The organism is Bacteroidota bacterium, assembly GCA_039821555.1.
GTDB lineage: Bacteria > Bacteroidota > Rhodothermia > Rhodothermales > Rubricoccaceae > JBCBEX01.
On sequence record JBCBNX010000019.1, the window covers coordinates 17,891 to 41,193 of the forward strand.

General features: G+C 64.1%; 18 protein-coding genes. 11 read left to right on the forward strand and 7 right to left on the reverse strand.

Annotation, left to right across the window (positions count from 1 at the left end; genetic code table 11):
* Window positions 1–5: 5 nt before the first annotated feature.
* Complete coding sequence (locus AAFU51_15945; GenBank protein ID MEO1572750.1) at window positions 6–644, reverse strand: hypothetical protein; 639 nt, start codon at window positions 642–644, stop codon at window positions 6–8.
* A 161-nt stretch (window positions 645–805) separates the two neighbouring features.
* Window positions 806–2,947 (reverse strand): ribonuclease R, encoded by a 2,142-nt coding sequence (gene rnr / locus AAFU51_15950; GenBank protein MEO1572751.1) that lies wholly within the window; start codon window positions 2,945–2,947, stop codon window positions 806–808.
* 322 nt (window positions 2,948–3,269) lie between these two features.
* Between rnr and gltB the strand changes: the two genes are divergently transcribed.
* Window positions 3,270–8,021 (forward strand): glutamate synthase large subunit, encoded by a 4,752-nt coding sequence (gene gltB, locus AAFU51_15955; protein ID MEO1572752.1) that lies wholly within the window; start codon window positions 3,270–3,272, stop codon window positions 8,019–8,021.
* A 68-nt stretch (window positions 8,022–8,089) separates the two neighbouring features.
* The gene (locus AAFU51_15960) at window positions 8,090–9,541 is read left to right on the forward strand and encodes a glutamate synthase subunit beta (protein ID MEO1572753.1); all 1,452 of its coding nucleotides are present in this window, start codon (window positions 8,090–8,092) and stop codon (window positions 9,539–9,541) included.
* Window positions 9,542–9,549: 8 nt separating this feature from the next.
* On the opposite strand, the gene AAFU51_15965 is transcribed toward AAFU51_15960, so the two are convergent.
* Window positions 9,550–10,614, reverse strand: a complete 1,065-nt coding sequence (locus AAFU51_15965; protein ID MEO1572754.1) for a DUF5671 domain-containing protein — start codon at window positions 10,612–10,614, stop codon at window positions 9,550–9,552.
* 148 nt (window positions 10,615–10,762) lie between these two features.
* On the opposite strand from AAFU51_15965, the gene sucD reads away from it, so the two are divergent.
* A complete protein-coding gene (sucD, locus tag AAFU51_15970; protein ID MEO1572755.1) occupies window positions 10,763–11,641 on the forward strand; it encodes a succinate--CoA ligase subunit alpha in 879 nt (292 codons plus the stop codon).
* 85 nt (window positions 11,642–11,726) lie between these two features.
* A complete protein-coding gene (gene yihA / locus AAFU51_15975) occupies window positions 11,727–12,356 on the forward strand; it encodes a ribosome biogenesis GTP-binding protein YihA/YsxC (protein MEO1572756.1) in 630 nt (209 codons plus the stop codon).
* Window positions 12,357–12,719: 363 nt separating this feature from the next.
* Here the strand turns inward: yihA and AAFU51_15980 are convergent, their stop codons facing one another.
* On the reverse strand, window positions 12,720–13,106 hold the full coding sequence (locus AAFU51_15980) for a hypothetical protein (protein ID MEO1572757.1): 387 nt from the start codon (window positions 13,104–13,106) through the stop codon (window positions 12,720–12,722).
* 137 nt (window positions 13,107–13,243) lie between these two features.
* On the opposite strand from AAFU51_15980, the gene AAFU51_15985 reads away from it, so the two are divergent.
* Window positions 13,244–13,855 (forward strand): rhomboid family intramembrane serine protease, encoded by a 612-nt coding sequence (locus AAFU51_15985; GenBank protein MEO1572758.1) that lies wholly within the window; start codon window positions 13,244–13,246, stop codon window positions 13,853–13,855.
* On the opposite strand, the gene AAFU51_15990 is transcribed toward AAFU51_15985, so the two are convergent.
* Window positions 13,847–14,551: an HAD-IA family hydrolase gene (locus tag AAFU51_15990; protein ID MEO1572759.1), complete on the reverse strand. Its 705-nt coding sequence runs from the start codon at window positions 14,549–14,551 to the stop codon at window positions 13,847–13,849. The genes AAFU51_15985 and AAFU51_15990 overlap by 9 nt on opposite strands.
* Window positions 14,552–14,651: 100 nt before the next feature.
* On the opposite strand from AAFU51_15990, the gene AAFU51_15995 reads away from it, so the two are divergent.
* Together AAFU51_15995 and AAFU51_16000 are read left to right on the forward strand one after the other, a co-directional pair.
* Window positions 14,652–15,347, forward strand: coding sequence for a phosphatase PAP2 family protein (locus AAFU51_15995; protein ID MEO1572760.1), 696 nt, complete (start codon window positions 14,652–14,654; stop codon window positions 15,345–15,347).
* Between the two features lie 104 nt (window positions 15,348–15,451).
* Window positions 15,452–16,513, forward strand: coding sequence for a beta galactosidase jelly roll domain-containing protein (locus tag AAFU51_16000; GenBank protein MEO1572761.1), 1,062 nt, complete (start codon window positions 15,452–15,454; stop codon window positions 16,511–16,513).
* 129 nt (window positions 16,514–16,642) lie between these two features.
* Here the strand turns inward: AAFU51_16000 and lpdA are convergent, their stop codons facing one another.
* Window positions 16,643–18,097 (reverse strand): dihydrolipoyl dehydrogenase, encoded by a 1,455-nt coding sequence (gene lpdA, locus AAFU51_16005; GenBank protein MEO1572762.1) that lies wholly within the window; start codon window positions 18,095–18,097, stop codon window positions 16,643–16,645.
* Between the two features lie 225 nt (window positions 18,098–18,322).
* Here lpdA and AAFU51_16010 point away from each other — a divergent pair, with 225 nt between their 5' ends.
* Both AAFU51_16010 and AAFU51_16015 read left to right on the forward strand, forming a co-directional pair.
* A complete protein-coding gene (locus AAFU51_16010) occupies window positions 18,323–18,514 on the forward strand; it encodes a type II toxin-antitoxin system Phd/YefM family antitoxin (GenBank protein MEO1572763.1) in 192 nt (63 codons plus the stop codon).
* Window positions 18,515–18,598: 84 nt separating this feature from the next.
* Window positions 18,599–18,910 carry a GNAT family N-acetyltransferase gene (locus tag AAFU51_16015; protein ID MEO1572764.1) on the forward strand — a complete coding sequence of 104 codons (312 nt, stop codon included), beginning with the start codon at window positions 18,599–18,601 and terminating at the stop codon, window positions 18,908–18,910.
* A gap of 218 nt (window positions 18,911–19,128) precedes the next feature.
* Here the strand turns inward: AAFU51_16015 and folE2 are convergent, their stop codons facing one another.
* The gene (gene folE2 / locus AAFU51_16020; protein ID MEO1572765.1) at window positions 19,129–19,953 is read right to left on the reverse strand and encodes a GTP cyclohydrolase FolE2; all 825 of its coding nucleotides are present in this window, start codon (window positions 19,951–19,953) and stop codon (window positions 19,129–19,131) included.
* A gap of 178 nt (window positions 19,954–20,131) precedes the next feature.
* Here folE2 and AAFU51_16025 point away from each other — a divergent pair, with 178 nt between their 5' ends.
* Both AAFU51_16025 and AAFU51_16030 read left to right on the forward strand, forming a co-directional pair.
* Entirely contained in the window at window positions 20,132–20,743 is a 612-nt protein-coding gene (locus AAFU51_16025; protein MEO1572766.1) for a biliverdin-producing heme oxygenase, read from the forward strand.
* Complete coding sequence (locus AAFU51_16030; GenBank protein MEO1572767.1) at window positions 20,743–23,070, forward strand: ATP-binding protein; 2,328 nt, start codon at window positions 20,743–20,745, stop codon at window positions 23,068–23,070. The genes AAFU51_16025 and AAFU51_16030 overlap by 1 nt, the downstream gene beginning before the upstream one ends.
* Window positions 23,071–23,303: the final 233 nt, after the last annotated feature.

Genomic DNA, 23,303 nt, shown 5'->3' on the forward strand with positions numbered 1-23,303 from the left:
GCCAGCTACCACACGAACGAGACGCCGAGGCCGAAGCTGTCCACGGTTCCTCGTACTGACGGGTCGTCCAGGAAGTCGGTAAGCGTCAGTCTGTAGGCAAACTCGACACGCGTGTCGGGCCACCCTGGGGGTTCCAAAGCCAGACCCAACCCGACGAGCCCGCTCACGCTGAAGCGAGCGAGTAAGGGGGCTAGCGAATCTGCCTGGGTATCGGCAAACGTGATGCGCCCGAGCAGGATGTCCATACGCGGTCCAGCCGTGAAGTACGTTCCGAAGTCGCTTTGACCGCCAGGAAAGAGCCGTCCGAGCGCCCCGAGCGAAAGGGTGTTGAACGCCGTGGTGACGTCTTGCTCGCTGGTGCGGCCACCTGGCAGGATGCTCCGGGGAAAAGCCGTGTAGGAGTAGCTTCGCATCGACACCCCAACTTCAGCGACCACGCCAAACACGTCCGTCGGGGTCACTTCTGCGATGAACGCGGCTTCGAAGCCAGGTCCACGGTTCGTAGAGGCGCGCGCTGTCGGGCCGTAGTCGAGGGCAATCGACGAGAGCGTGGCACCTACACGGTAGCCATATGCGATGGAGCGCTGCGCCGTTGAGGCGTCCGTGCTGAGAAGCAGAGTCAGGAAGAGTAGAGTGCAGCGCATGTGTGCATAGACCGATGAGTGCCGACGCGAAGGTACTCAGACCCGTCCACTTCTCGAACGCTGATCTTTCAGCTACCCCGCGAACACCAAGGCGATCTTGCGGCTCGCCACGTCGTCGGCGGCGATCTTGACGCGCGTTGTCAGAGCCGCCCTCGGGCGGGTTACCCCGCGAACACCAAGTCGATCTTGCGGCTCGCTACATCGGCGGCGGCGATCTTGACACGGACGCTGTCGCCCATGCGATAGACGGTCCGCGTGTGCTGCCCAACGAGGCGGTAGTTCTCGGGGTCGTACTCGAAGTAGTCGTCCATGTCGCGGACGTGCACGAGGCCCTCGACGAGTAGGTCTTGGATCTCGACGAACACGCCGAACTTGGTCACGCCCATCACGACGCCGTCGTACTCCTCGCCGAGGTGCTGCGCGGCGTACTCGACCTGCTTGAGCTTCTTCGACTCGCGCTCGGCATCGACGGCGACGCGCTCCTGGTCAGAGAGGTGGCGGCAGGCGATCTGTAGGCCCTCCCCCTCGACGGCCGAACCACCCGCGAGGTAGCGCTTGAGCAGCCGGTGAGCGATCAGGTCAGGGAAGCGCCGGATGGGCGAGGTGAAGTGGCTGTAGAAGTCGAACCCCAGCCCGTAATGCCCGATGTTTTCGGTCGAGTAGACCGCCTTCGACATCGAGCGCAGTGCTTCGACCTTGATGACGGCGGCCTCCGCCGTGCCGCGGACGTGTTCCAGGAGGTCGTTGAGGTCCTTGCGCGTGACCGTTCCATCCGTGACGGGGAGGCGGTAGCCAAACGCCTTCACATAGCGCGCGAGCGCGAGGATGCGCTCCGTGTTCGGCGTGGCGTGGATACGGTAGACAAAAGGCTTGCGCTTCGACTTCGACACCTTGCCGATCTCCATCGACACGCAGCGGTTGGCGAGCAGCATGCACTCCTCGATGAGCCGGTTGGCCTCGATGCGCTCCTTGCGAACGATGTCGATGGGCGTCCCTGCGTCGTTGAGGACGATCCGCACCTCCGGCGTGTCGAAGTCGATGGAGCCCTCCCGCAGGCGCTTTCGCGTGAGCGTCCGCGCGAGCTTGCCCGCGAGCAGCACCTCGTCCTTGACCTGATGATCCTGGATGCCGCCGTCGAGAATCTGCTGCGCCTCCTCGTAGGTCAGCCGCGCCTTCGAGTGAATCACGGTTTCGCGGATCTCCCAGTCGCGGATTTTACCGCGCGCTGAGACGGTCATCAGACACGAATACGTCAGCTTGTCCTCGTGCGGGCGCAGCGAGCAGACGCCGTTGGAGAGCCGCTCCGGTAGCATCGGAATGACGCGGTCCACCAGGTAGGTCGACGTGCCACGCTCGAACGCCTCGCGGTCGAGTTCGGTGTTCTCGTGGACGTAATGGGACACGTCGGCGATGTGGACGCCGAGCCGGAAGTCGCCGCTGTCGAGCCGCTCGATGGAGATGGCGTCGTCGAAGTCTTTGGCGTCCTCCGGGTCGATTGTGAAGATCATCGCGTCGCGGAGGTCGAGGCGCCGGGCGATCTCCTTCATCGGAATCTCGACGGGAATCGCCTGAGCCTCGGCCTCGACGGCGGGGGGGAAGTCAGAGCGGATGCCCTGCGCGAGCGCTACGGAGAGTACGGCCACGCCGGGGTCGTCGGGCCTGCCGAGCACGCTCAGGATGCGGCCTTCCGGGGAGCCTTTCGGGTCCTCGTAGTGGTCGATGGAGACGACCACCTTGTCGCCCTGCTCGGCGCCGTTGAAGTGCTCCTTCGGCACATAGATGTCTTTCGTCTGCTTCGGGTCGTCTGCCTTGACGAACGCAAAGTGCCCCATCTTGTCGAACGTGCCCACGGTGTGCGCGCGCCCACGCCGCAGCACCTCGACGACCTCAGCTTCTTGCTTGCGGTCGTGTCGCCCGCGCACGGGGGCGGCCAGCGCCACACGGACACGATCACCGTGTAAAGCATTGCGAAGCCGGTTGGCGCGTACGAAGAGGTCGTCGTCCGCGTCGGTGCGGTCGAGGTTCACGAAGCCGTAGCCGCTCGGGTGCATGGTGAGCGTGCCTTCGGCGAAGGCCCCCTTGCGCTGCTTACGATGCTGGTAGCGGTTGCCCTTAACCTTCTGGACGAGGCCCGCCTCCTCTAATTCCGAGAGTACGTCGCGGAAGAGGCGGAACGGCTCGCGTCCCTTGCCGAGGGAGAGGTACTTCGCGAGTTCCTTCGGGCGAAAGGCTTGGGTGCCGTTGTTCCGAAGGAGGGCAAGGAGGTCGCGCTTGAGCGCGGCGCGGTTGAGGGGGCGGGGCATCAGATGAAGTGCGGGGTGAAAAGTCTGAACTACAGCATACACGAACGGGCCCATGCCGTCACTGTTCGGAACGCTGAAGAGCACATGTGAAGGTATGGAGAAGGGAAGCGCTTGCAGGAAAAAAGCCAGGAACGCGCGCAGGCTTCTGGAAGCGCTTCTGAAAAGAAGATGGAAGGGCTTTTCAAGCAGATAGCCTAGCCATTGGGGACAAGAAGGCACTAAACGCGCGCTTGTGTGCCCGCGCTCTTGTCCGTTTTGTGTCCATACATCTTCCCATGTGCGCGCCCGCACCACACATCTCCTGCGCCTTCCCCCCGGTGTCATGTCTGTCCCACCACCCGTTCCCGACGACCCTGCTCTAGCCCAGACACAGCGCTTGCTCTACGATCCTCGACAGCATCACGACGCGTGCGGCGTGGGCTTCGTCGCCACACTCACCAATACGCCGTCGCACACGATCGTCCGGCACGGGCTCGAAGTCCTGGAGCGCCTCAACCATCGCGGAGCATACGGGTGCGACGAGGCGTCTGGGGACGGTGCAGGCATCCTGCTCCAGCTCCCGCACGCCTTCCTCAAAGCGAAGGCCGCCTTGCGCGAGGTTCGCCTTCCGCGCCCAGGCCATTATGGCGTCGGCGTGGTGTTTATGCCGAAGGATCTGGAAGCGCAGCAGACCTACCGCTCCCTGTTTGAGGACACCGCAAGCGCTGAGGGCATGAAGGTGCTCGGTTGGCGCCGCGTCCCCGTCAAGAGCGGCGTGTTGGGACCGGTGGCACGCTCCAACGAGCCAGCCATCTTCCAGGTCTTCGTCCGCCGAGGGCGCAGCTTCCGACGCGCGCCGTTCGAGCAGCGGCTCTATGTGCTCCGCCGCCGGGCCACCAAGGCAGCCCACGCGCTCGCCGGCAAGCACGAAACGCTGCCGCGTGGCTTCCACCTGATCAGCCTGTCTAGCCGCACCCTTGTCTACAAGGGTATGCTCATCCCCGAGCAACTGAGCGCCTACTTCCCCGATCTGCGCGACCCCACGCTGGCAAGCGCGCTCGCGGTGGTCCATTCACGCTTCAGCACCAACACGCTGCCGGAGTGGCATCTCGCGCAGCCGTTTCGGATGCTCTGCCACAACGGCGAAATCAACACGGTGCGCGGCAACCGCAACTGGTGGAGCAGCCGTGAGGCGCTGTTCTCGTCGAAAGACTTCGGGGCCGACCTCGACCACGTCCGACCCGTGATGACGCCTGGCGACTCCGACTCGAAGTCGCTCGATGCGGCCGTGGAGTTGTTGGTGCACGGCGGGCGCACGCTGCCGGAGGCCGTGATGCTGATGATCCCCGAGGCGTGGCAGCACGAAGGGGAGCCAGGGACGGGGACGATGGACGCCGCACGTAAGGCGTTCTACGAGTTCCATGCGTGTCTCATGGAGCCGTGGGACGGCCCCGCTACGATCCCGTTCACCGACGGTCGATTTCTCGGTGCTGTTCTCGATCGCAATGGCCTGCGACCGTCGCGCTATACCGTGACAGACGATGGCCTCGTCGTGCTGTCGTCAGAGACGGGCGTGCTCGACCTCGACCCTGCTCGGATTGTTAGAAAGGGTCGCCTGGAGCCCGGCCGGATGCTCCTGCTCGACCTCAAGGCCGGTCGCATCATCGACGACGCTGATATCAAAGCGACTATCGCCAAGAAGAAGCCTTACCGGAAGTGGCTCGACCAGCACCTCGTACCGTTTGCACGGGTCCAGGGGGCGGCTGAGCGCCTTTCGCCACGGGACGAGCAAGGCTCGGCGCACGACCTACGCACCCGTCAGCGTCTCTTCGGCTTCACGCTCGAAGACCTCACGCTGCTGCTCCCGCCGATGGCGCGCGGCGGCAAGGAAGCGCTCGGCTCGATGGGCGACGACACGCCGCTAGCCGTGCTGTCGGACAAGCAGCGGCTGCTCTACGACTACTTCCGCCAGAATTTTGCGCAGGTCACCAACCCGCCGCTGGACGCGATCCGCGAAGAACTCGTCACGGCACTCTCGATCCACCTCGGCGCAACGGGTAACCTCCTCGCGCCAACCGCGGAGGCATGCGAGGTCATCCGCCTCGATCAGCCGATCCTAACCCAGACCGATCTCGCCGCGTTGCATGCCTACGGTAAAGCGTATCCGGCCTTCCGTACTGCTACCCTTGACGCGACCTGGACGACAGGAGACGGGGAAGCTGCAGGCAATGCTGGGAGGGCGCTTGACGTAGGCCTGGACGCACTTTGCGAAGCTGCCGACGCCGCCATCGGCGCTGGCGCTACCATTCTCGTCCTCTCGGATAGCGCGGCGGGGCCCGCTCGGCTTCCCATCCCGTCGCTTCTGGCGGCAGGAGCAGTCCACCACCACCTCGTGCGCACGCTGCGTCGCGGGCGCTGCGAACTCGTCATCGAGACGCAGGAGGCGCGTGAGGTGCACCATATGGCGTGCCTCCTCGGCAACGGCGCAACGGCCATCTGTCCGACGCTCGCCCTCGACTCGATCCGCAACGCGGCCGGGCGCGATGGCTTTGACCAGAGTAAGGCGGAGGCGAACTACGTCAAGGCCCTCGGTAAAGGACTGCTGAAGGTGATGTCGAAAATGGGCATTTCGACGCTCCAGAGCTACCAGTCGGCGCAGCAATTCGAGGCACTGGGGGTGGCACGATCCGTCGTCGACGCCTACTTCACCGGCACGCCGACGCGCATCGAGGGCGCCGACCTTGCCGATATCGCACAGTCGGCCGTGCGTCGACACGCGACAGCGTTCCAGGAGACACACCGGGACGGCGTGTCGGCCATCGACGTGGGCGGTCGCTATGGCTGGCGGCGCGAGGGCGAGCGTCACCACTACGGCCCCGCGTCCATCGGCCATCTGCAGCATGCCGTCCGGACGAGGAATTATGAGAGCTACCAGCAGTTCGCCGAGGCTGTCGACATCACGAACGCGCAGCGCGGCACGCTGCGCAGCTTGCTGGAGTTCGACGATGACGACAGCGCGGACACCAGCCGCGCGATCCCGCTCAGCGAGGTTGAGCCGTGGACCGAGATCGTGAAGCGGTTCAAGACCGGCGCGATGTCGTACGGCTCCATCTCCGCCGAGGCGCACGAGACGTTGGCCGTGGCGATGAACCGGCTCGGCGGCAAGAGCAACACCGGCGAGGGCGGGGAGGACCCGAAGCGCTATGCCCGCACGCACAAAGCGCGGAGCGCGATCAAGCAAGTCGCTTCGGGCCGTTTCGGCGTTACGATCCAATATCTCGCCGGGGCCGACGAGATCCAGATCAAGATGGCGCAGGGGGCCAAGCCGGGAGAAGGCGGCCAGCTTCCTGGCAAGAAAGTCAACGACGAGATCGCGCGCACCCGCCACTCGACGCAGGGTGTTGGGCTCATTTCGCCGCCGCCGCACCACGACATTTACTCGATCGAAGACCTCGCGCAGCTCATCCACGATCTGAAGAACACGCGTCCCAAGGCGCGGATCTCGGTCAAGCTCGTTGCGCAGGCGGGCGTCGGGACGGTCGCCGCAGGCGTCGCAAAGGCGAAAGCGGACGTAATCCTCATCAGCGGGTCCGACGGCGGCACCGGCGCCTCGCCGCAGACGAGCGTGGCACACACGGGCCTCCCGTGGGAACTCGGCCTCAGCGAGGCGCAGCAGGCCCTCGTGGCGACCGGCCTCCGCAACCGCGTGACCATCGAATGCGACGGCCACCTCAAAACGGGCCGCGATGTGGCGATCGCGGCCCTGCTCGGCGCTGAAGAGTTTGGCTTCGCGACAGCCCCGCTCGTGGCGATGGGCTGCGTGATGATGCGCAAGTGCCACCTCAACGTGTGCCCTGTTGGCATCGCCACGCAGCATCCAGCGCTCCGGAAGAAGTTCGCGGGCACCCCCGAGCACGTCGTTGAATACTTTCACCTCGTCGCGCAAGACCTGCGGCGCCTCATGGCACGCCTGGGCTTCCGCACCGTCGCCGAGATGGTCGGCCGCGTGGGTCGACTTCGACGCCACGAACCGACGGAGGACGAGCGGCAGCGGCCGTCGGCACGGAAGCGTGCGGGCCTCGACTTGCGTCCGATCCTGGCGCAGCCTCGCACGCCCGATGTGCTGCTGCCCTACGTCGTCTACCAGCAAGACCACGACCTGGGGAGCAAGATCGACCACCGCTTCATCGACGCGATCCAGGAGCGCCTCGACCCGCGCCTGCTCGACGCCGACGATCCGGCCGACCTGGAGCCGCTCACGCTGCGTGTCGCACTCAAGAACACGCACCGGTCCTTCGGGACGATGCTCTCCGGCGCGATGGCCCGGCGCGTGTTGAAGTATGACCACGACTATCCCGACGGGGCTGTCACGGTCTGGGCGACCGGCTCCGCTGGACAAAGCTTCGGCGCATACGGCATCCGCGGCCTCGCGCTCCACGTCGAAGGCGACGCGAACGACTACCTCGGGAAAGGCCTCTCGGGTGCCACCATCTCGGTACGGCCGCCTGTCGCGGCGTCGTTCGTCGCCGAGGACAACGTGATCGTCGGCAACGTGGCGCTCTACGGGGCGACCTCGGGGCGGCTTTTCGTGCGCGGTAGGGCGGGCGAGCGCTTCGCCGTGCGCAACAGCGGCGCTGAGGCCGTCGTGGAGGGCGTCGGCGACCACGGGTGCGAATACATGACCGGCGGTCGAGTCGTCGTGCTTGGTGCGACCGGTCGCAACTTCGCGGCGGGCATGTCAGGCGGCCTCGCCTACGTGCTGGATACCGACGGACGCTTTGCTGCTGAGCGCTGCAACCCCGAGATGGTCGATCTCTTCGCGGTTGAACCTGCCAGCCCGGATTCGGTCGCACTGCGCAACCTGATCGAAGCACATGCCCACACGACAGGCAGCCACCTGGCCCGCAGGCTCCTAGATACCTGGACCGAGTCGCTGCGGCGGTTTGTCAAGGTCTACCCGACCGAGTACCGACGCGCCCTCGAAGGGCCGACTAGTTCCGGCGATGGCATCGCCTCCGACCGGGATTTGGCGAGGTACACCGTGCGCACCTCGGGACGCGACTGGGGCTTCGGTGACCGGGAAAAGAGCGAATAGGAAATACTGGGTCATCGTCTTGGCTGGCTAGTGCGGACAAGTGACCCGAGACGTAAGAAGAGCAACCAATGACGAAAGACCACCTCGACTTTATCGAGCGCCCCCGGCGGGGACCTCAGCGCCGCGACGTGGCAGCCCGCGTGCGTGACGACCGCGATGTGTACATCCCGCTTGTCGAGCAACAGGTTACGCAACAGGCGCGCCGGTGCATGGGTTGCGGCGTGCCGTTCTGCCAGAGCGGCTGCCCGCTCGGCAATGCCATCCCCGACTGGAACGACGCGGTCATGGACGGCCGCTGGCGCGACGCCTACGAGCGGCTCGCCGCGACCAATAACTTCCCGGAGTTCACCGGTCGCATTTGCCCCGCCCCCTGTGAGTCGGCGTGCGTGCTCGGCCTGATCGAGGACCCTGTCACCATCGAGCACATCGAGCAGGCCATCGCCGAGCACGCATTTCAGGAGGGCTGGGTGCAGCCTGCCACGCCCACGCAGGCAACAGGGAAGCACATCGCTATCGTCGGGAGCGGCCCTGCGGGGCTCGCGGCGGCGGAGCAACTCCGGCGTGTCGGCCACGGGGTCACGGTCTTCGAGCGCGACGAACAGCCCGGCGGGCTCCTTCGCTACGGCATCCCCGACTTCAAGCTTGAAAAACACGTCGTCGAACGCCGCGTTGCCTTGCTCGAAGCGGCGGGCATCCAGTTCCGGTGCAGCGTTGAGGTTGGCCGCGACGTGACGTTCGTGGACCTCCGCACACAGCACGACGCGGTGCTCCTAGCAACCGGAGCCACGCGCCCCCGCCCGCTCGGCGTCCCCGGTGACACTCTAGACGGTGTGCACTACGCCTGGGAGTATCTCTGGCAGGACACGCGTCGTGTCGCCGGGGTCGCGCCGCCATCCATCGACGCAAAGGGCAAGCACGTCATCGTCATTGGCGGCGGCGATACGGCCTCGGACTGTATCGGCGTGGCGAATCGCCAGGGTGCGGCCTCGATCGCCAATTTCCACATTTGGCCCGCGCTGCCCACCGAACGCCCGACCGACCAGCCCTGGCCGTTCGTCGCGCACACGCTGGAGGTGAGCAGTTCGCACGAGGAGGGCTGCGAGCGTGTCTGGGCCGTCGCCACGCAAGCGTTGCACGGCGAGGAGGAGGTATGCCGCCTCACAACGCTCGACGTGGAGGTAACCGAGCAGGATGGACGCCGGCGTCGCCGGGCGGTGCCAGGGACAGAGCGCGAGTGGCGGGCCGACCTCGTGCTGGTCGCCATTGGCTATGCGGGCCCCGAGACAGAGCCACTCGTGGCGCAACTGCCGGTTGAACTTGACGAGCGCGGGCGTATCGCTACGGACGACCGCTTCGCGACGGACCACCCCGGCGTCTTCGCCGCAGGCGATAACCGGCGTGGGGCTTCACTCGTCGTCTGGGCGATCTCCGAGGGCCGCGAAGCCGCGCGGGCCATCGACACCTACTTGGTGGGTGCGTCGACGCTGCCTACCAAAGGCGATGGTGATCTCGTCGGGTGAGAATCACCTCAGTTCGAGGCGTTAAGGTTGAAGCACTGCCGCCCTGTGCCTTCAGGAACGATCTCGGTGCTCGGCGGCGTGTAGCGCTGTTCCGGTCTCGGCGCGTCGAAGGTGGCGCAAAGGGTGTAGGTCGAGTCAGAACGGACCTCATAGTCGTAAGCAACCCCAGTCTCTGGATCAAGGAGCACGTCGTCAGAGCGGTATTCGATCGCGGTCACCTCGGTCAAGTCGGCAGGGAGAGTTCGTTCGCGTGCCCAGTACGTTGCGAGCGAGGACTCGACGAAGCGAAGGTCGTCGATGCGTTGGTCGTCGAGCTGCACGCCTCGGGCCGTGGTCGGCGAGCCGATGACGAAAAAGCCAGCTACGATGCCAGCCGCAATGACGCCGCTGAGGCCCATGCCGATGCGTCGGGACCAGACGGAACGCTGTTGTTCGAGGGGGGCGTCGTCGCGGCGCAGGTCGAGCAGGTAGAAGACCAAGATGCCGCCCGCGATCATGCCCACAACAACGACCTTGAGCAGGAATCGGAGCGTCAGGTCGCCGCTCAGGAGGTTGTACAAGAGCGACATCAGGTCACCCACAAGGATGCAGACCGTCACAAAGAGCGTCAGGTAGGTCAGCCACTTGCGCACCCTCGATGCGCGCTTCTCTGGTTCCCGCTCAAGCGAGCGCCCGATGAAGCGGGCCATGAAGAGAAACGTTGGAAAAGCAACCAGGATGGCTGCGATGGCCCACCGGATGCCGTCTGCGCGGTAGCGAAGCGTGTAGTCGGGGTCCGTGGCGTCGGGTACGGCTACGTCGATCAGGTCGAAGAGCAGCACGCCGAAGAAGATCGCCCAGAGGTAGAGCGTCGTGAAAAGGACGAGGTACCAGAACGCCTCCTTCGCCGAGAGGTAGGGTTTGGGCCGCGGGACAGGGACGGGATAGTCCACATCGGCGAACGACCGGAGGGCGGTGTGTACCTGCTCCTCGGGCCACCCAGCGTCGCGCAAGGTTGCGGCGATTTCAGCGCGGTCTCGGCCAAGGGCAAGGGCCTCGCGAACGAATCGAAGAAGAGCGTCAGGTTCAGACATAGGACAGGGCGCGGTGAGTGGGGACGAGAACCTACGACCAGGCTGTGAAACCTCCGCAAACGGGCCGGAGAGATACGGCGAGGGCGGTAGTTTACTGCCGCGTTTCGTCTCCCGACCATCATCCATCCTAGGCGCCAGGCCTTTCCCCATGAGCATCCTCGTAGACAAGAACACCCGCCTCGTCGTCCAGGGCATCACTGGCAAGGAGGGCAGCTTCCACACCGAGCAGATGCTGGGCTACGGCACGAACGTAGTCGCGGGCGTGACCCCTGGCAAGGGGGGGACGACTCATCTCGACCGGCCGGTCTACAACACCGTCTCTGAGGCTGTCGAGAAGGCGGGCGCTAACGTGAGCGTGATCTTCGTCCCGCCGCCCTTCGCCGCCGACGCCATCATGGAATCCGCCGATGCAGGCGTGGACCTCGTGGTGTGCATCACCGAAGGCATCCCCGTGCGTGACATGGCGATGGCCTACGAGTTCGTCACCGAGCGCGGCGCTCGCCTCCTCGGGCCGAACTGTCCCGGCGTCCTCACCCCCGGCGAGTGCAAGGTGGGCATCATGCCGACGATGATCTTCTCCGAGGGGCCCATCGGTGTGATTTCACGCTCAGGTACGCTCACCTACGAGTGCGTGGACCAACTCACGCGCGAAGGCCTCGGGCAGACCACCGCCGTTGGCATCGGCGGCGACCCGATCATCGGCACACAGTTCATCGACGCCATGAAGCTCTTCGCGGAGGACGAGGCCACCGAGGCCGTCGTGATGATCGGCGAGATCGGCGGCTCAGCCGAAGAAGAGTGCGCCTACTGGGTGAAAGAGAACATGACGAAGCCCGTCTTTGGCTTCATCGCGGGCCGCACAGCACCTCCGGGTCGCCGCATGGGCCACGCCGGCGCGATTGTGTCGGGGGGTGAGGGCACGGCGGATGCCAAGCTCCAGGCGATGGACGAGTGCGGCATCACGACCATCCTCAACCCTGCCGCAATGGGCGAGACGGTCAAAGCCCACCTTGAACGCGTCGCCTAGCCACGTGCGGCCGCTCTAAACTGCGAAGGTGTGGATGTCGCGTACGTCCGCACCTTAGCACGTTCTTTCCCTCACGCTTCTTCGTATGGACATCAAGTCGATCCGCTTCGTCAAGGGCGCTGCCAAATGGCATCAGCTGCCAGACGACGGCCGGCCAGAGATTGCGTTCGTTGGCCGCTCCAACGTAGGGAAAAGCTCGCTGCTCAACGCGCTGGTGGGGCGGCGTCAGATTGCGCGCACGTCCAACACTCCGGGGAAGACGCAGGAGTTGAACTACTATCTCGTCAACGAGGGCGTGGCGATCCCTGGAGTTGGAGATGGCGGATTCTACTTAGTCGATCTGCCGGGCTTCGGCTATGCCAAGATCTCCAAGACGCAGCGGGCTGCCTGGCAGCAGCTCATCGGACGCTTTGTCACCGAGCGTGACCCACTCCGCGTCGTGTTCCACCTAGTCGACAGCCGTCATGAGCCGCAGAAGCTCGATGTCGAGTTGTTCGAGGTTATGCGCGGCGGGGTGATTCCCAACGTAATTGTGCTGACAAAAGCCGATAAGCTGTCCAAGAACCAGCAGCGGAGCCGTGTCGCCAAACTGCGCAAAACCCTGAAGGCCCGCGACCTCGCGCTCCCAATCGTGCTAACCAGCGCGGCAAAGAAAACAGGAGTGGACGATGTGTGGCAGTGGGCTGCGACGCTACTCGGGGCCTCCCAACCGTAGGGCTCACAAAAAGCAGCGCCCAAAGAAAAAGGAGCCGCCGGTTTGAATGGCGGCTCCTCCGTGCGCTGGGGATGTGCACGTGCGCAGTAGGGAGAGGCGGAACAGGACGTGGCGTGCTAGAAGTGGGGGCGTGATTGGGAGGATGAGCGTGGGGAGAGGTGCAGGTCGGAACAGTGTTGAACCGAGTACGGCGTGTCGGCAGTTGATGTCTGTCGCTTCAGAGAATACTTGTGTGCAAGCACGGCCTGGGAGACCATATGACTGTTGCAACGGCAATATATAACAGCCAAAACGTCCACCGTGTCATAGCACCTCGGAACTCCGTGTAGGACTGTTCGGACACGGCAACCGGGAAACCCCTGGTCAGGGAAGAGGGCTCTGACGCACCAGTGTGAGCGTGTCCGTGGCGTCTTCAGTACGGAGTCGAAGCGTATCCCCTGCAAAGGAGGGACGATACTGCTGCACTGCGGCAGCATCGCGGAACGTGATGGAGCCATCGCGTGCTACCTCGTAGGCTGCGCGCAACGTCCCCGCGGGGCCTAGCCGCCGCTGCTCCCGGATAGTGAAGGTGCCGTCCGCAGCAAAGGTGTACTGTTGGCCCGCCGTGGCCGAGCGGAAGCTGTCGCCGCCCGCGACGCTCCATGTGCCGAGCAACTGCTGGCCAACGGTTTCTGCGCGGTCCTCGCACCCCGTGGAGGCGAACAGAAGCGCGGAAAGGGCAAAGGCGACGAGCCTGGTGCGAACAAGCATGAACATGACGATGGGTTGAGGTGGAGACGGAAGCTAGCGCAACGAGGGCGCACCAAGCGCGAGACAGGAGGGGAGAGCAACAGAACCTCATAGGTCGCGTGTAACGGCCTCGACCCTTACCCACCACCAGGCCGCCGATGTTTCTAGACGCGCCCGTCACGCTCTTCCTGCTCATCGTCAACGTGCTGATCGGGGTCTACACGTCCTCTGCCGACCCGAGCCTCGTAGGGCGGATGGCGTTCCGTCCAGCCCAGGTGCTGCGTGACCGGGAATGGTATCGCTTCATCACAGCGGGCTTCCTCCATGTCGGGATTGCCCACCTCGCGTTCAACATGGTCACCCTCTTCTTCTTCGGACCCGTAGTCGAGGGAATTCTGGGGCCCGTCCGGTTCGCACTGCTCTACATCGGCTCTGACGTGGCTGCCAATGCGCTGACGATGGCCCGACACCGAAAGAATCCGACCTATTCGGCCGTGGGAGCCTCAGGCGCGATCTCCGGTGTGGTCTTCTCTTACTGTCTGTTCGACCCGTTTGGGCTACTCTACATATTTCTCGCGATTCCGATGCCCGCCATCCTCTTCGCGGTGTTGTACGTGGTGTTTTCGGTGCAGGCCTCCCGTCAGGGTGGCGGGCGGATCGCCCACGAAGCGCACCTGGGCGGTGCCATTGGTGGGTTGGCGCTGACGATTCTGCTCTACCCCGCTGCGCTGTCGTTCTTCGTAGCGCAGGTGTTGGATCGGCTAGGGTGACTCCCCCAGGAGACCATCCAGGTCGGACCAGTTGGTAAGTACCGTCACCCCGGTGTGGCCTTCGGCGCGTCGGACATCGCCGCGAAACCAAGCGACGTGCCAGCCAAACGCAGTCCCGCCTTTGACGTCGGAGTGCCACGAGTCGCCGATGTAGAGTACCTCCTCGGCGGAGACGCCGGTAGCCTCGGTTGCGTGCGCAAAGATGCCTGGCCGAGGTTTCATCACCCCGATTTCCTCGCTCACCACGATCGCGACTGCACGGTCGCGGAGCACAGGAAAGCGATCTAACTTGGCGTGCTGGGCTTCCGCGAACCCGTTGGTAAGGATGCCAACCGGATACCGATCAGCCACGGCCATAAAAGCCGCCTTGGCGCCGTCCATCCAACGCCATGCCCCCGCGTAGCGCTCCATGTAGTGTTCCCCGAGCGCGTGCGCTTCGATGCCGGTCAGGTCAAACGCATCGACGAGGGCACCGAAGCGCTCGCGTTGGACGTCGTGGCGGGTGATGCGGCCCTCGCCATAGGCCTGCCACAGGCGACGGTTTGCCGATGCATAGACGGACTGCACATCGGCGAGGTCGTGTCCGTCAAAGTGGGCAGCGAAGTCTGCGTGGAGTGCTGCCAGCGCTGCATCCTGTGCCGCATGGTGGTCAAGGAGGGTGTCGTCGAGGTCGAAGTAGACAAAGCGGGTAGGCACGGTACAGGCGGAGGGCGTGAAAAAGCGCGGGGTCGGGGTTGAGTCCCCGAGGCATTGGTGCGGAAGTTCGGCACAACGACGGTCCCATGACTTGCTACCTATGCGCCACCTCCTCCTCATCGCCTTGCTCTGGACGCCCTTCGTTTCTGCCGATGTTGCGGCGCAGCATGCCGAAGTTAGCAGGACGGACTCACACACGTCCATCGATGCGCGCCTCACTCATGTTGTCTACGCCATAGATGCCCCGATATTTACGGGTGCGATGAAGGGTGTCCATGTCGCCTCGGTGCCTCTGATTCTGAGCCTTCCCCCGGTCGTTTGGGGAGGGGCCCTGCTCACAGGTGGAGACTTGCAGGGTCCGACCGCGCTTTCGGCCTCGTGGCTCGGCACCTATGGCACGGTGACGCTGCTCAAGAACGTGATTCGACGCCCGCGTCCCTTCTTCGTGCTAGACGGCATAGAGCGTCGCGGAGCTGGCCCCACCGATGTCATCGACCGCTACAGCTTTCCATCGGGGCACGCGAGCCTTGCCTTTACCATCGCGACCTCGCTGAGCTTGTCCTACCCGGCGTGGTACGTCGTCGCGCCATCATATCTCTGGGCCTCGGCGACGGCGCTGAGCCGGGTGTGGCACGGCGTGCATTACCCGTCGGACATCGTCGTGGGGGCGCTCCTCGGTAGCGGCATTGCGGTCGCGTCCCACTACCTCATCGCTTCCCTGCTCGAAGGAGACAGCGAAGAGCCGACCGCGTTCAGCCAGCCTCCTCTGGTCGGTTTTGTGCTTCCCATTCGGTAGCCGCTTCGGTCGTGACAATCGTTGACACGGTAGCGAACGATGGGTGACAACCGGCGCTCGCCCTGCTCGTTTCTTGGGAGTGTTCGTCACACCACGCCCTCGTCATGCGCGTCGTCCTATTCCTCCTGCTGTTTTATGTGCCTCCGGTCTGCGGCTTTGCGCTGCAAGCCGAGGGCGAGCCCAACAACGACTGGCAGCGCATCGTCGATCTGCGCGGCACGTGGCAGTTCCGCCTCGGCGACAACCTGTCCTGGGCGACCGCTGCGGACGACGGCGCCTGGGAGTCGATCTTTGTCCCCGCTGCTTGGGAAGACGAAGGCTTCTGGGGCTACGATGGCTTCGCGTGGTACCGTACCACGTTCCAGGTGCGACCCGCCGACGCTGCCCGGACGCTCTTCCTCCACCTAGGTCGTGTTGACGACGTGGATGAGGTTTGGATCAACGGTCACTTCGTTGGCTCGACCGGACGGCTCGGACCTGCCTACGAGACGGGGTACCACTCCCTCCGCATCTACCGCGTCCCCAGTGAATACCTCCGCACCCGCGGCGACAACGTCCTGACGGTGCGCGTCTACGACGATGAACTCGGCGGCGGCATCGTCGAGGGAAAGATCGGCATCTACGCGGCTCGCAACGCGCCGGAGATGGAGGTGGATCTCGCTGGCGCCTGGCAATTCCAACCCGGCGACGACCGGCGCTGGTCAGCACCCGGCTTCGACGACCGCAACTGGAACACGATCACGGTACCCGGTCGCTGGGAGCAGCAGGGCTACTGGCAACTCGACGGTTTCGCGTGGTATCGCACCTCCTTCACGCTCAAAGACTGGGAAGGCGACAGTCGCGTCCTGGTGCTCGGCTTGGTCGACGACCTCGACGAGGCCTTCGTCAACGGACAGCGGGTTGGAGGAACCGGCCGCATCGACCGGCGCGAGGTACGCGGCGACGAGTGGCAGGACCTGCGTGCCTACACCATTCCTGCCGATGTGCTGCGCGAGGGTACCAACACGGTTGCCGTGCGCGTCTACGATGGCTGGGTTGACGGCGGTATCCACCGTGGCCCCGTTGGGCTGATGCAGTCGGAGGCGTTTGAGCGGTGGCGGGAGCAGGACGAAGGCGGCATCATCGGCTGGTTCCGCTCCATTTTCCAAAAGAACGGATGGGATTAGGGCGACGGCCGCGGTCGCGTCTCACGGCTCGCGACAGACCACGGCTGCGCCCAAAAGAAGCGCCCTCGGTACCGACGGGGACCGGGGGCGCTTCTGTGTTTGCGCGTGCTGTGCGTACTCGCGAGCAGGCTAAGCGTTGATCGCCATGCCGTAGGCGTCGCGGGTGGCTTCCATGACCGCCTCCGAGAGCGTCGGGTGCGGGTGCATGGTGTCCATGATCTCCTGCGCCGTCGTCTCCAGTGTGCGCGCTGTGACGGCTTCCGCGATCATCTCCGTGGCGCTGTAGCCGATGATGTGGCAGCCGAGGAGTTCGCCGTACTTCGCGTCGTAGACGACCTTCACGAAGCCGGTCTGGTCGCCGACGGCCGCGGCCTTACCGGAGGCCGCAAACGGGAATTTTCCGACCTTGATTTCGTAGCCCGCGTCTTTCGCAGCAGCCTCGGTGTAGCCGACGGAGCCGATCTGCGGGAGGCAGTAGGTGCAACCAGGCACGTTGTTGTAGTCGACAGCGTGCGGGCTGTGGTCGAGCTTGCCCTCTTCGAAGGCGATGCGTTCGATGCAGACGATCCCCTCGTGGCTGGCCACGTGCGCGAGCCAGGGCGCGCCGATGACGTCGCCGATGGCGTAGAGGCCGTCCACGCCGGTGCGGTAGAACTTGTCGACTTGGATCGCGCCGCGCTCGACCTTGACGCCCACCTCGTCGAGGCCGAAGCCTTCCACGTTGCCGACGACGCCGACGGCGGAGAGCACCTGGTCCACGACCATCGTCTCCTCGCCCTTCTTGGTCTTGATAGTCACTAGGCACTGGTCGCCCGACGTGTCCACATGGTCGACCGACGCGCCGGTCATGATCTTGACGCCCATCTTTTTGTAGGCTCGCGCAAGCTCCTTCGACACGTCCACGTCCTCAATGGGGACGAGGCGGTCCTGCAACTCGACGACCGTCACGTCGGTGCCCATGTTGTGGTAGACGTAGGCAAACTCGACGCCGATGGCGCCCGCGCCGACGATCACCATCGAGTCGGGGCGCTCAGTCTGGAGCATCGCTTCTTTGTAGGAGAGGATCTTTTTCCCGTCGATGGGGAGGGAGGGCAACTCCCGCGCCCGCGCGCCCGTGGCGATGATGATGTGCTTGGCCGTGATCTCGCCCGCTTCGCCGATGGTGTCGCCGTCCATCGTCTCGCTCGGCTCGATGGTCACCTTGCCGCCGCCCACCAGCGTGGCTTTGCCGAACACAACGTCGATCTTGTTCTTCTTCATGAGGAACTGGACGCCCTTGTTCATCTTGTCGGCCACGCCGCGCGAGCGCTTCACGACCGCCGCCCAATCGGGCTCGATGGCTGGACTGGCGCCGTCGCCACCGAACGTGAGGCCATAGTCGGCCAGGTGGGTCAACTGCTTCATCACCTCAGCGCTCTTGAGCAGCGCCTTCGTGGGGATGCAGCCGATGTTGAGGCAGACGCCGCCCAGCTTGTTTTTCTCGACGATGGCGGTCTTGAAGCCGAGTTGCGAGGCGCGGATGGCGGTCTCGTAGCCGCCCGGGCCCGAGCCGATGACGAGGACGTCGTAGGTGCCGGATGCCATGATGGGAGTGCGGGGTTGGGTCCGTGTGTAACTGTTCGCATCAGTATACCACGGCGTCCCTATTTCGCTTCGCGGAGGGCGTGAGAAATGCGGGAAGGCGGGGGCACCACGCAGAGCGGGAGTCGGCGCGTGCGCGGTTCAAGACCCGAAATCACTAGATCAATTCGTCCCGATGTTTATGCCTAGATTCCCATATGCTTCCGTGTGTCCAACCTCTCCACTCCTATGTATAGCACCCGCGGCATCGAAGCCGTCGCCACCATCACCGAACTGCGCTCGAACACCACCGAGTTGCTCGACCGCGCGAAGAAGGTTAAGAGCGCGATCCTTGTGCAGAAGAACAACGACCCGCACGCTGTCCTGATTTCCTACGATTACTACCTCGAACTCCTGAACGCGTTAGAGAATCAGCGCTAGGAGACTCCAGCGAGCCGGAAACGCTCACTTGACGGAACTATCTAGTAGCAGTCCGACACCCCACCTCCTCATCGCACCTGAGCCATGTCCGCTGATCCGAGTACGCTTGCTGTCCTCCACAACACGGAGAAGAGCCGCTTCGAGGTCACGGAGGGCGGCCTCCTGGCGAAGGCCGAATACATGGTGACCAAAGACGCACGGATTGTCTTCACGCACACGGAGGTTCCGGCTGAGTGGGAAGGCAAAGGAGTAGGGAGCCGCCTCGCGAAAACGGGGCTCACCTATGCGCGGGATCACGACCTGAAGGTGATGCCTCTTTGCCCGTTCATCGCGAGCTACGTCCGACGTCACCGTGAGGAGTACCAAGACCTCCTCGCTCCCGGATTCAACGTGTGACGGACGATACCTAGAGCTTGTCATAGAAACCGTAGTCTGGCTCGGCCCCTAAATAATTAGCCGCCATTCCCGCGAAGGCGGGGATCGATGCGCTGGCGGGGTAAGGTGAGAAACCGCATGGATTCCCGATCAGGGTCGAGAATGACTCTGGAGGGCGGTGCTGAGCGTTGGAGACGTCAATTTTGAGCGCTGGGCGCCGTTCTAGTTCATGACAGCCTCTAGGCTCCCGGTCGCACCCAAGACACCCGCGCGAAGGCGTTGTGGTTGTGAATCGACTCGAAGTTGGTGACGCCGACGTCAAACCAGGAGATGCGTGCGTCCTCACGAAGGCGCACGGCTACGTTGCGGAGAATGTCCTCGACGAACGCGGGGTTGTCGTAGGCCGCCATCGTCACGTGGCGCTCGTCCTCGCGCTTGAGCAGCGGGTAGAGGGGCGACGAGGCAGACTGCTCTGCGAGCTCGATCAACTCCTCGAACCAGATCATCGAAGGCGTCCCGTCGGCCTCCCGGGCAGTGCGAACGGCTATATCGATTCGCCCCCGCTGGTTGTGGGCGCCGTAGTCGGAAATCTCCTTCGAGCACGGGCAGAGGCTGGCGACGTGAACCTCCACACGCTGCACAATGTCGACATGCGTGCCGTCGTCTTCAGCGGAGAGGGCACAGGTGTAGTCCATCAACGCCGACTTTCCGGTGGCGGGCGCTGCCCGGCCGAGAAAGAGCGGGAACGAGACATCGATCTGGGCGACGGGGGCCTTCAAGCGCTCCCGCAGCCGCGCCAGGAACTCCGGGAGGCTCTGCGTCGAGAGGACGCCCTGGTAGGATGACAAGACCTCGATGAAGCGACTCATGTGCGTCCCCTTAATCTCGGCGGGCAGGGCCACCGAGAGCGCGAGGGTAGCCGTTGTCTGCTGCGAGCCGTGCTCGCGATCGAGGACGGAGAGGGGGTAGCGCAGGTTCGAGATGCCAACCCGCTCAATGGCAACGCCGCGGCGGTCGGGCGACTGCTGGATGTCGGGCAGTGAGGAGGTGACGAGGTCGTGCATGGAGCAGAGGCGGGGGAAGCGGAAAGAGGAACGCAGTACGCCCCACTCGGGCGAAGGTTGATGAAGGAACGGGGACGCGATGGCCAGGCGAAACGTAGGAGAAACGATGGGAGAATTCAGGAAATCCCTGATTGTGGTCGTTTTGAACGTCTGTCTATGTTGCTTTGCCCTTTCTCAAATGCCCCTCCCTATTGTGACGGCTTCGATGCTTAAGGCCGCGACGCGTGTGCCTCACCAGGTTCTAGAACGGAGCCCGGCCTTGGCGCTCCTCCTCGCGCACGACCTGACCCAGGAACGGTACGTCGATCACCTTAAACGCCTCTACGGCTACGTTGCCCCGACCGAAGCGGCGCTGGCGCAGGTGCCCCACTTCGAGGCCTGGGTTCCCAACGCCGCGCTGGGCATTAAGGAGGCATGGCTACGAAAAGACCTGGCCTATCTAGGCGTGACAGACGTTGACCTGGCCGCGCTGCCTCGCTGCGAGATCCCCGTGCCTTCCACCTTGTCTGAGGCGATTGGGATCAGCTACGTGCTGGAAGGAGCTACGCTGGGCGGCGGCATTATCGGACGGCACCTCGTTCGGTCGCTAGGCGTCACGCCGAGGACGGGCGGCGCCTACTACCACAACTACGGCGTCAAGCGCGGCCCTCGGTGGCGCTCCTTTCGGGGGGCCCTGGACACGTTTGGCCAGCGCTACTCCGATCAACAAGATGCCATGTGCGAAGCAGCCTTCGCCACGTTTGCCCTCATGCACACGTGGATGAACCACCCCGTCTTCGCCACGACGTGATGGAGGCCAGTACGCACATCGCTACCGACGTGGACGTGACCGTCACCAATTGTGATCGGGAGCCCATCCATATCCCAGGAACGGTGCAGGCGCACGGCGCGCTGCTCGTGGTAGACCGTGCTGGCGCAGTCGTACAGGTGAGTGCGAACGTGGGCATATTCATCGGACGTGAATCCCAAGACGTGCTGAATCAGCCTTGCTCAGCGTGCTTTGTCGATGCGGACGGCGTTCGTCTGATGCGTGCCCTCGGAGACGGGCAGGACTGGAGCGAACTGAATCCGCTCCCGCTCGTGACGCACAGTGGGGTGCGGGTCAACGTCATCGGACACCGGCAGGAGGGAGGTACTGTCCTGGAACTGGAGCCTAGCGAGGACGCCATTTGGTATCCCGAGCCGCAGCCGGTGCAGCGTGCCATCCGGGCGCTCAACAGGGCCGCTACGGTAGAGGCCTTGCAAGATGCTATCGTGACGGAGGTCAAGCGACTCACCGGCTTCGACCGGGTGATGCTCTACCGCTTCGACCGCGACTGGAACGGCGCGGTGGTCGCCGAAGCGGCACGCGAGGGGATCGGCTCGTTTCTAGGTCTGCGCTTTCCTGCATCCGATATCCCCGCCCAGGCGCGCACGCTCTACGCGAAAAACACCCTTCGCCTTATCCCCACGGTGGAGGCCGAGACAGCGGCTCTCGTCCCGGAGCGCAACCCGCTGACCCGAGAACGGCTCGACCAGAGTGCGTGCGTGCTGCGCAGCGTTTCACCGATCCACATCCAGTACTTGAAAAATATGGGGGTGGCCGCCTCCATGTCGATTTCGGTGCTGGATGAAGGACGACTGTGGGGGCTCATCGCGTGCCACCACTACGCCCCTCGCTACGTCCCATATCGCCTCAGGGCGGCGTCAGACCTGCTCGGTCAGGTCTTCTCCATGCAGTTTGCGCTCCGGCGCAAGCAATTCGCTACGTCCGTGGCTGCCGACGCGCGGCAGCACCTGACGAGGCTGGTCGAGCGGACGGTCGAGGCCGAGCACATCACGTCTGTCCTATGTGGCATGGCGGAAGACAAGCACGGCGACGAGTACGGCGAAGAACCAGGGCGTTTCTCCGCGCTCGACTTGTTCGACGCCGATGGCATCGCGGTCTGCCTCGAAGACGAAGTGTGCCTCCTCGGTCAGACGCCATCGAGCGAGCACGTCTACGCGCTGCTCGATTGGATTGCCGACCGGAACCATGAAGCAGGCCGCACGCTCGTGCAGACGGACTCCCTGCGCGACGTGTTGCCCGCACGTCTTGCTCCTATCGCAAAAGACTGCGCAGGGATGCTCGCGGTCTCCGTCGCCGATGATTGGACGAGCGCGGTTGTCTGGTTCCGGAAGGAAGAGCCGCAGACGGTGACGTGGGGCGGCCAGCAGAAGCAGGCCCACGTCGAGGAAGACGGCACGCTCACGCTCCACCCGCGTGCCAGCTTTGAGGCATGGCAAGAGCAAGTGACGGGGCAGGCAACGGCCTGGTCGGACGCCGACGTTGAGATGGCAGGCGAACTTCGGCGGGTGCTCGTCCGGGTCATCCTCCAGCGCGCTGAGGAGCTAGCGCGGCTCAACGCAGACCTGACCCGCTCCAATGCGGAGTTGGACGCCTTTGCGTATATCGCCAGCCACGACCTGAAAGAGCCCCTGCGGGGCATCACTAACTACGCTCAGTTTCTCATCGAGGACTATGCAGACGAACTAGGCGAAGACGGCCAGGCCAAGTTGCTCACCATCGCACGGCTCGGGCAGCGGCTGGACACCTTCATCGATTCGTTGCTGGAATACTCCCGCGTGGGGCGCCACGAGCTTACTGCCGAAGAGGTACCCATCGAACGCGCACTGGAGGAGAGCAAAGAACTCGTTCACGCGCGCCTGTCCGAGAAGCGAGGTCGCGTCGATGTAGTGGGCGACTTGCCCGTCGTGCTCGGCGACGCAGGGCGGATCGTGGACGTGTTTGCGAACCTCATCTCCAACGGACTGAAGTACAACGAGTCCGAGCCTCCGATCATCGAAGTGGGGAGTGTCCCTGTAGCACGCCTGAGCGAGAACCAACTGGAAAGACTGCCTGAAAACCACGTTCTGCTCTTCGTTCGTGACAACGGCATTGGCATCCGGCCGCGGCACTTCGAAGCAGTCTTCGGCATTTTCCGCCGACTGCACGGGCGCGACCAGTACGGTGGTGGTTCGGGTGCGGGCTTGACGATCGTTCGCAGGATCGTGGAGCGCCATGGTGGCGTAGTCTGGGTCACCTCTGACTTCGGAGAAGGGTCTACCTTCTTTTTTTCGTTCCCAGTCGCCCCGTAGAGACGGTATTGTACCAAAGCACTGAGAGCGAAATCGACGCCACCCGTCCACTGTTGACTCGTTTGTGCCTGCACGATGCACTCACCCCACATCGTCACTGACCTCGTCGTTGCTCCATGGTACTTCACGCTCGGACATCTCCGTCCCCAAGAAGCGCTGCCCAATCGCTCTGCCTTCGGAACGGGAGCGAATGATTCAAACGTCAGAGCATCCACAACCCGCGATGTGAGCGG

Coding starts and splice junctions, on each gene's coding strand:
- AAFU51_15945 (MEO1572750.1), bottom strand. CDS start 644: ATGCGCTGCACTCTACTCTTCCTGACTCTGCTTCTCAGCACGGACGCC.
- rnr (MEO1572751.1), bottom strand. CDS start 2,947: ATGCCCCGCCCCCTCAACCGCGCCGCGCTCAAGCGCGACCTCCTTGCC.
- gltB (MEO1572752.1), top strand. CDS start 3,270: ATGTCTGTCCCACCACCCGTTCCCGACGACCCTGCTCTAGCCCAGACA.
- AAFU51_15960 (MEO1572753.1), top strand. CDS start 8,090: ATGACGAAAGACCACCTCGACTTTATCGAGCGCCCCCGGCGGGGACCT.
- AAFU51_15965 (MEO1572754.1), bottom strand. CDS start 10,614: ATGTCTGAACCTGACGCTCTTCTTCGATTCGTTCGCGAGGCCCTTGCC.
- sucD (MEO1572755.1), top strand. CDS start 10,763: ATGAGCATCCTCGTAGACAAGAACACCCGCCTCGTCGTCCAGGGCATC.
- yihA (MEO1572756.1), top strand. CDS start 11,727: ATGGACATCAAGTCGATCCGCTTCGTCAAGGGCGCTGCCAAATGGCAT.
- AAFU51_15980 (MEO1572757.1), bottom strand. CDS start 13,106: ATGCTTGTTCGCACCAGGCTCGTCGCCTTTGCCCTTTCCGCGCTTCTG.
- AAFU51_15985 (MEO1572758.1), top strand. CDS start 13,244: ATGTTTCTAGACGCGCCCGTCACGCTCTTCCTGCTCATCGTCAACGTG.
- AAFU51_15995 (MEO1572760.1), top strand. CDS start 14,652: ATGCGCCACCTCCTCCTCATCGCCTTGCTCTGGACGCCCTTCGTTTCT.
- AAFU51_16000 (MEO1572761.1), top strand. CDS start 15,452: ATGCGCGTCGTCCTATTCCTCCTGCTGTTTTATGTGCCTCCGGTCTGC.
- lpdA (MEO1572762.1), bottom strand. CDS start 18,097: ATGGCATCCGGCACCTACGACGTCCTCGTCATCGGCTCGGGCCCGGGC.
- AAFU51_16010 (MEO1572763.1), top strand. CDS start 18,323: ATGTATAGCACCCGCGGCATCGAAGCCGTCGCCACCATCACCGAACTG.
- AAFU51_16015 (MEO1572764.1), top strand. CDS start 18,599: ATGTCCGCTGATCCGAGTACGCTTGCTGTCCTCCACAACACGGAGAAG.
- folE2 (MEO1572765.1), bottom strand. CDS start 19,953: ATGCACGACCTCGTCACCTCCTCACTGCCCGACATCCAGCAGTCGCCC.
- AAFU51_16025 (MEO1572766.1), top strand. CDS start 20,132: ATGCCCCTCCCTATTGTGACGGCTTCGATGCTTAAGGCCGCGACGCGT.
- AAFU51_16030 (MEO1572767.1), top strand. CDS start 20,743: ATGGAGGCCAGTACGCACATCGCTACCGACGTGGACGTGACCGTCACC.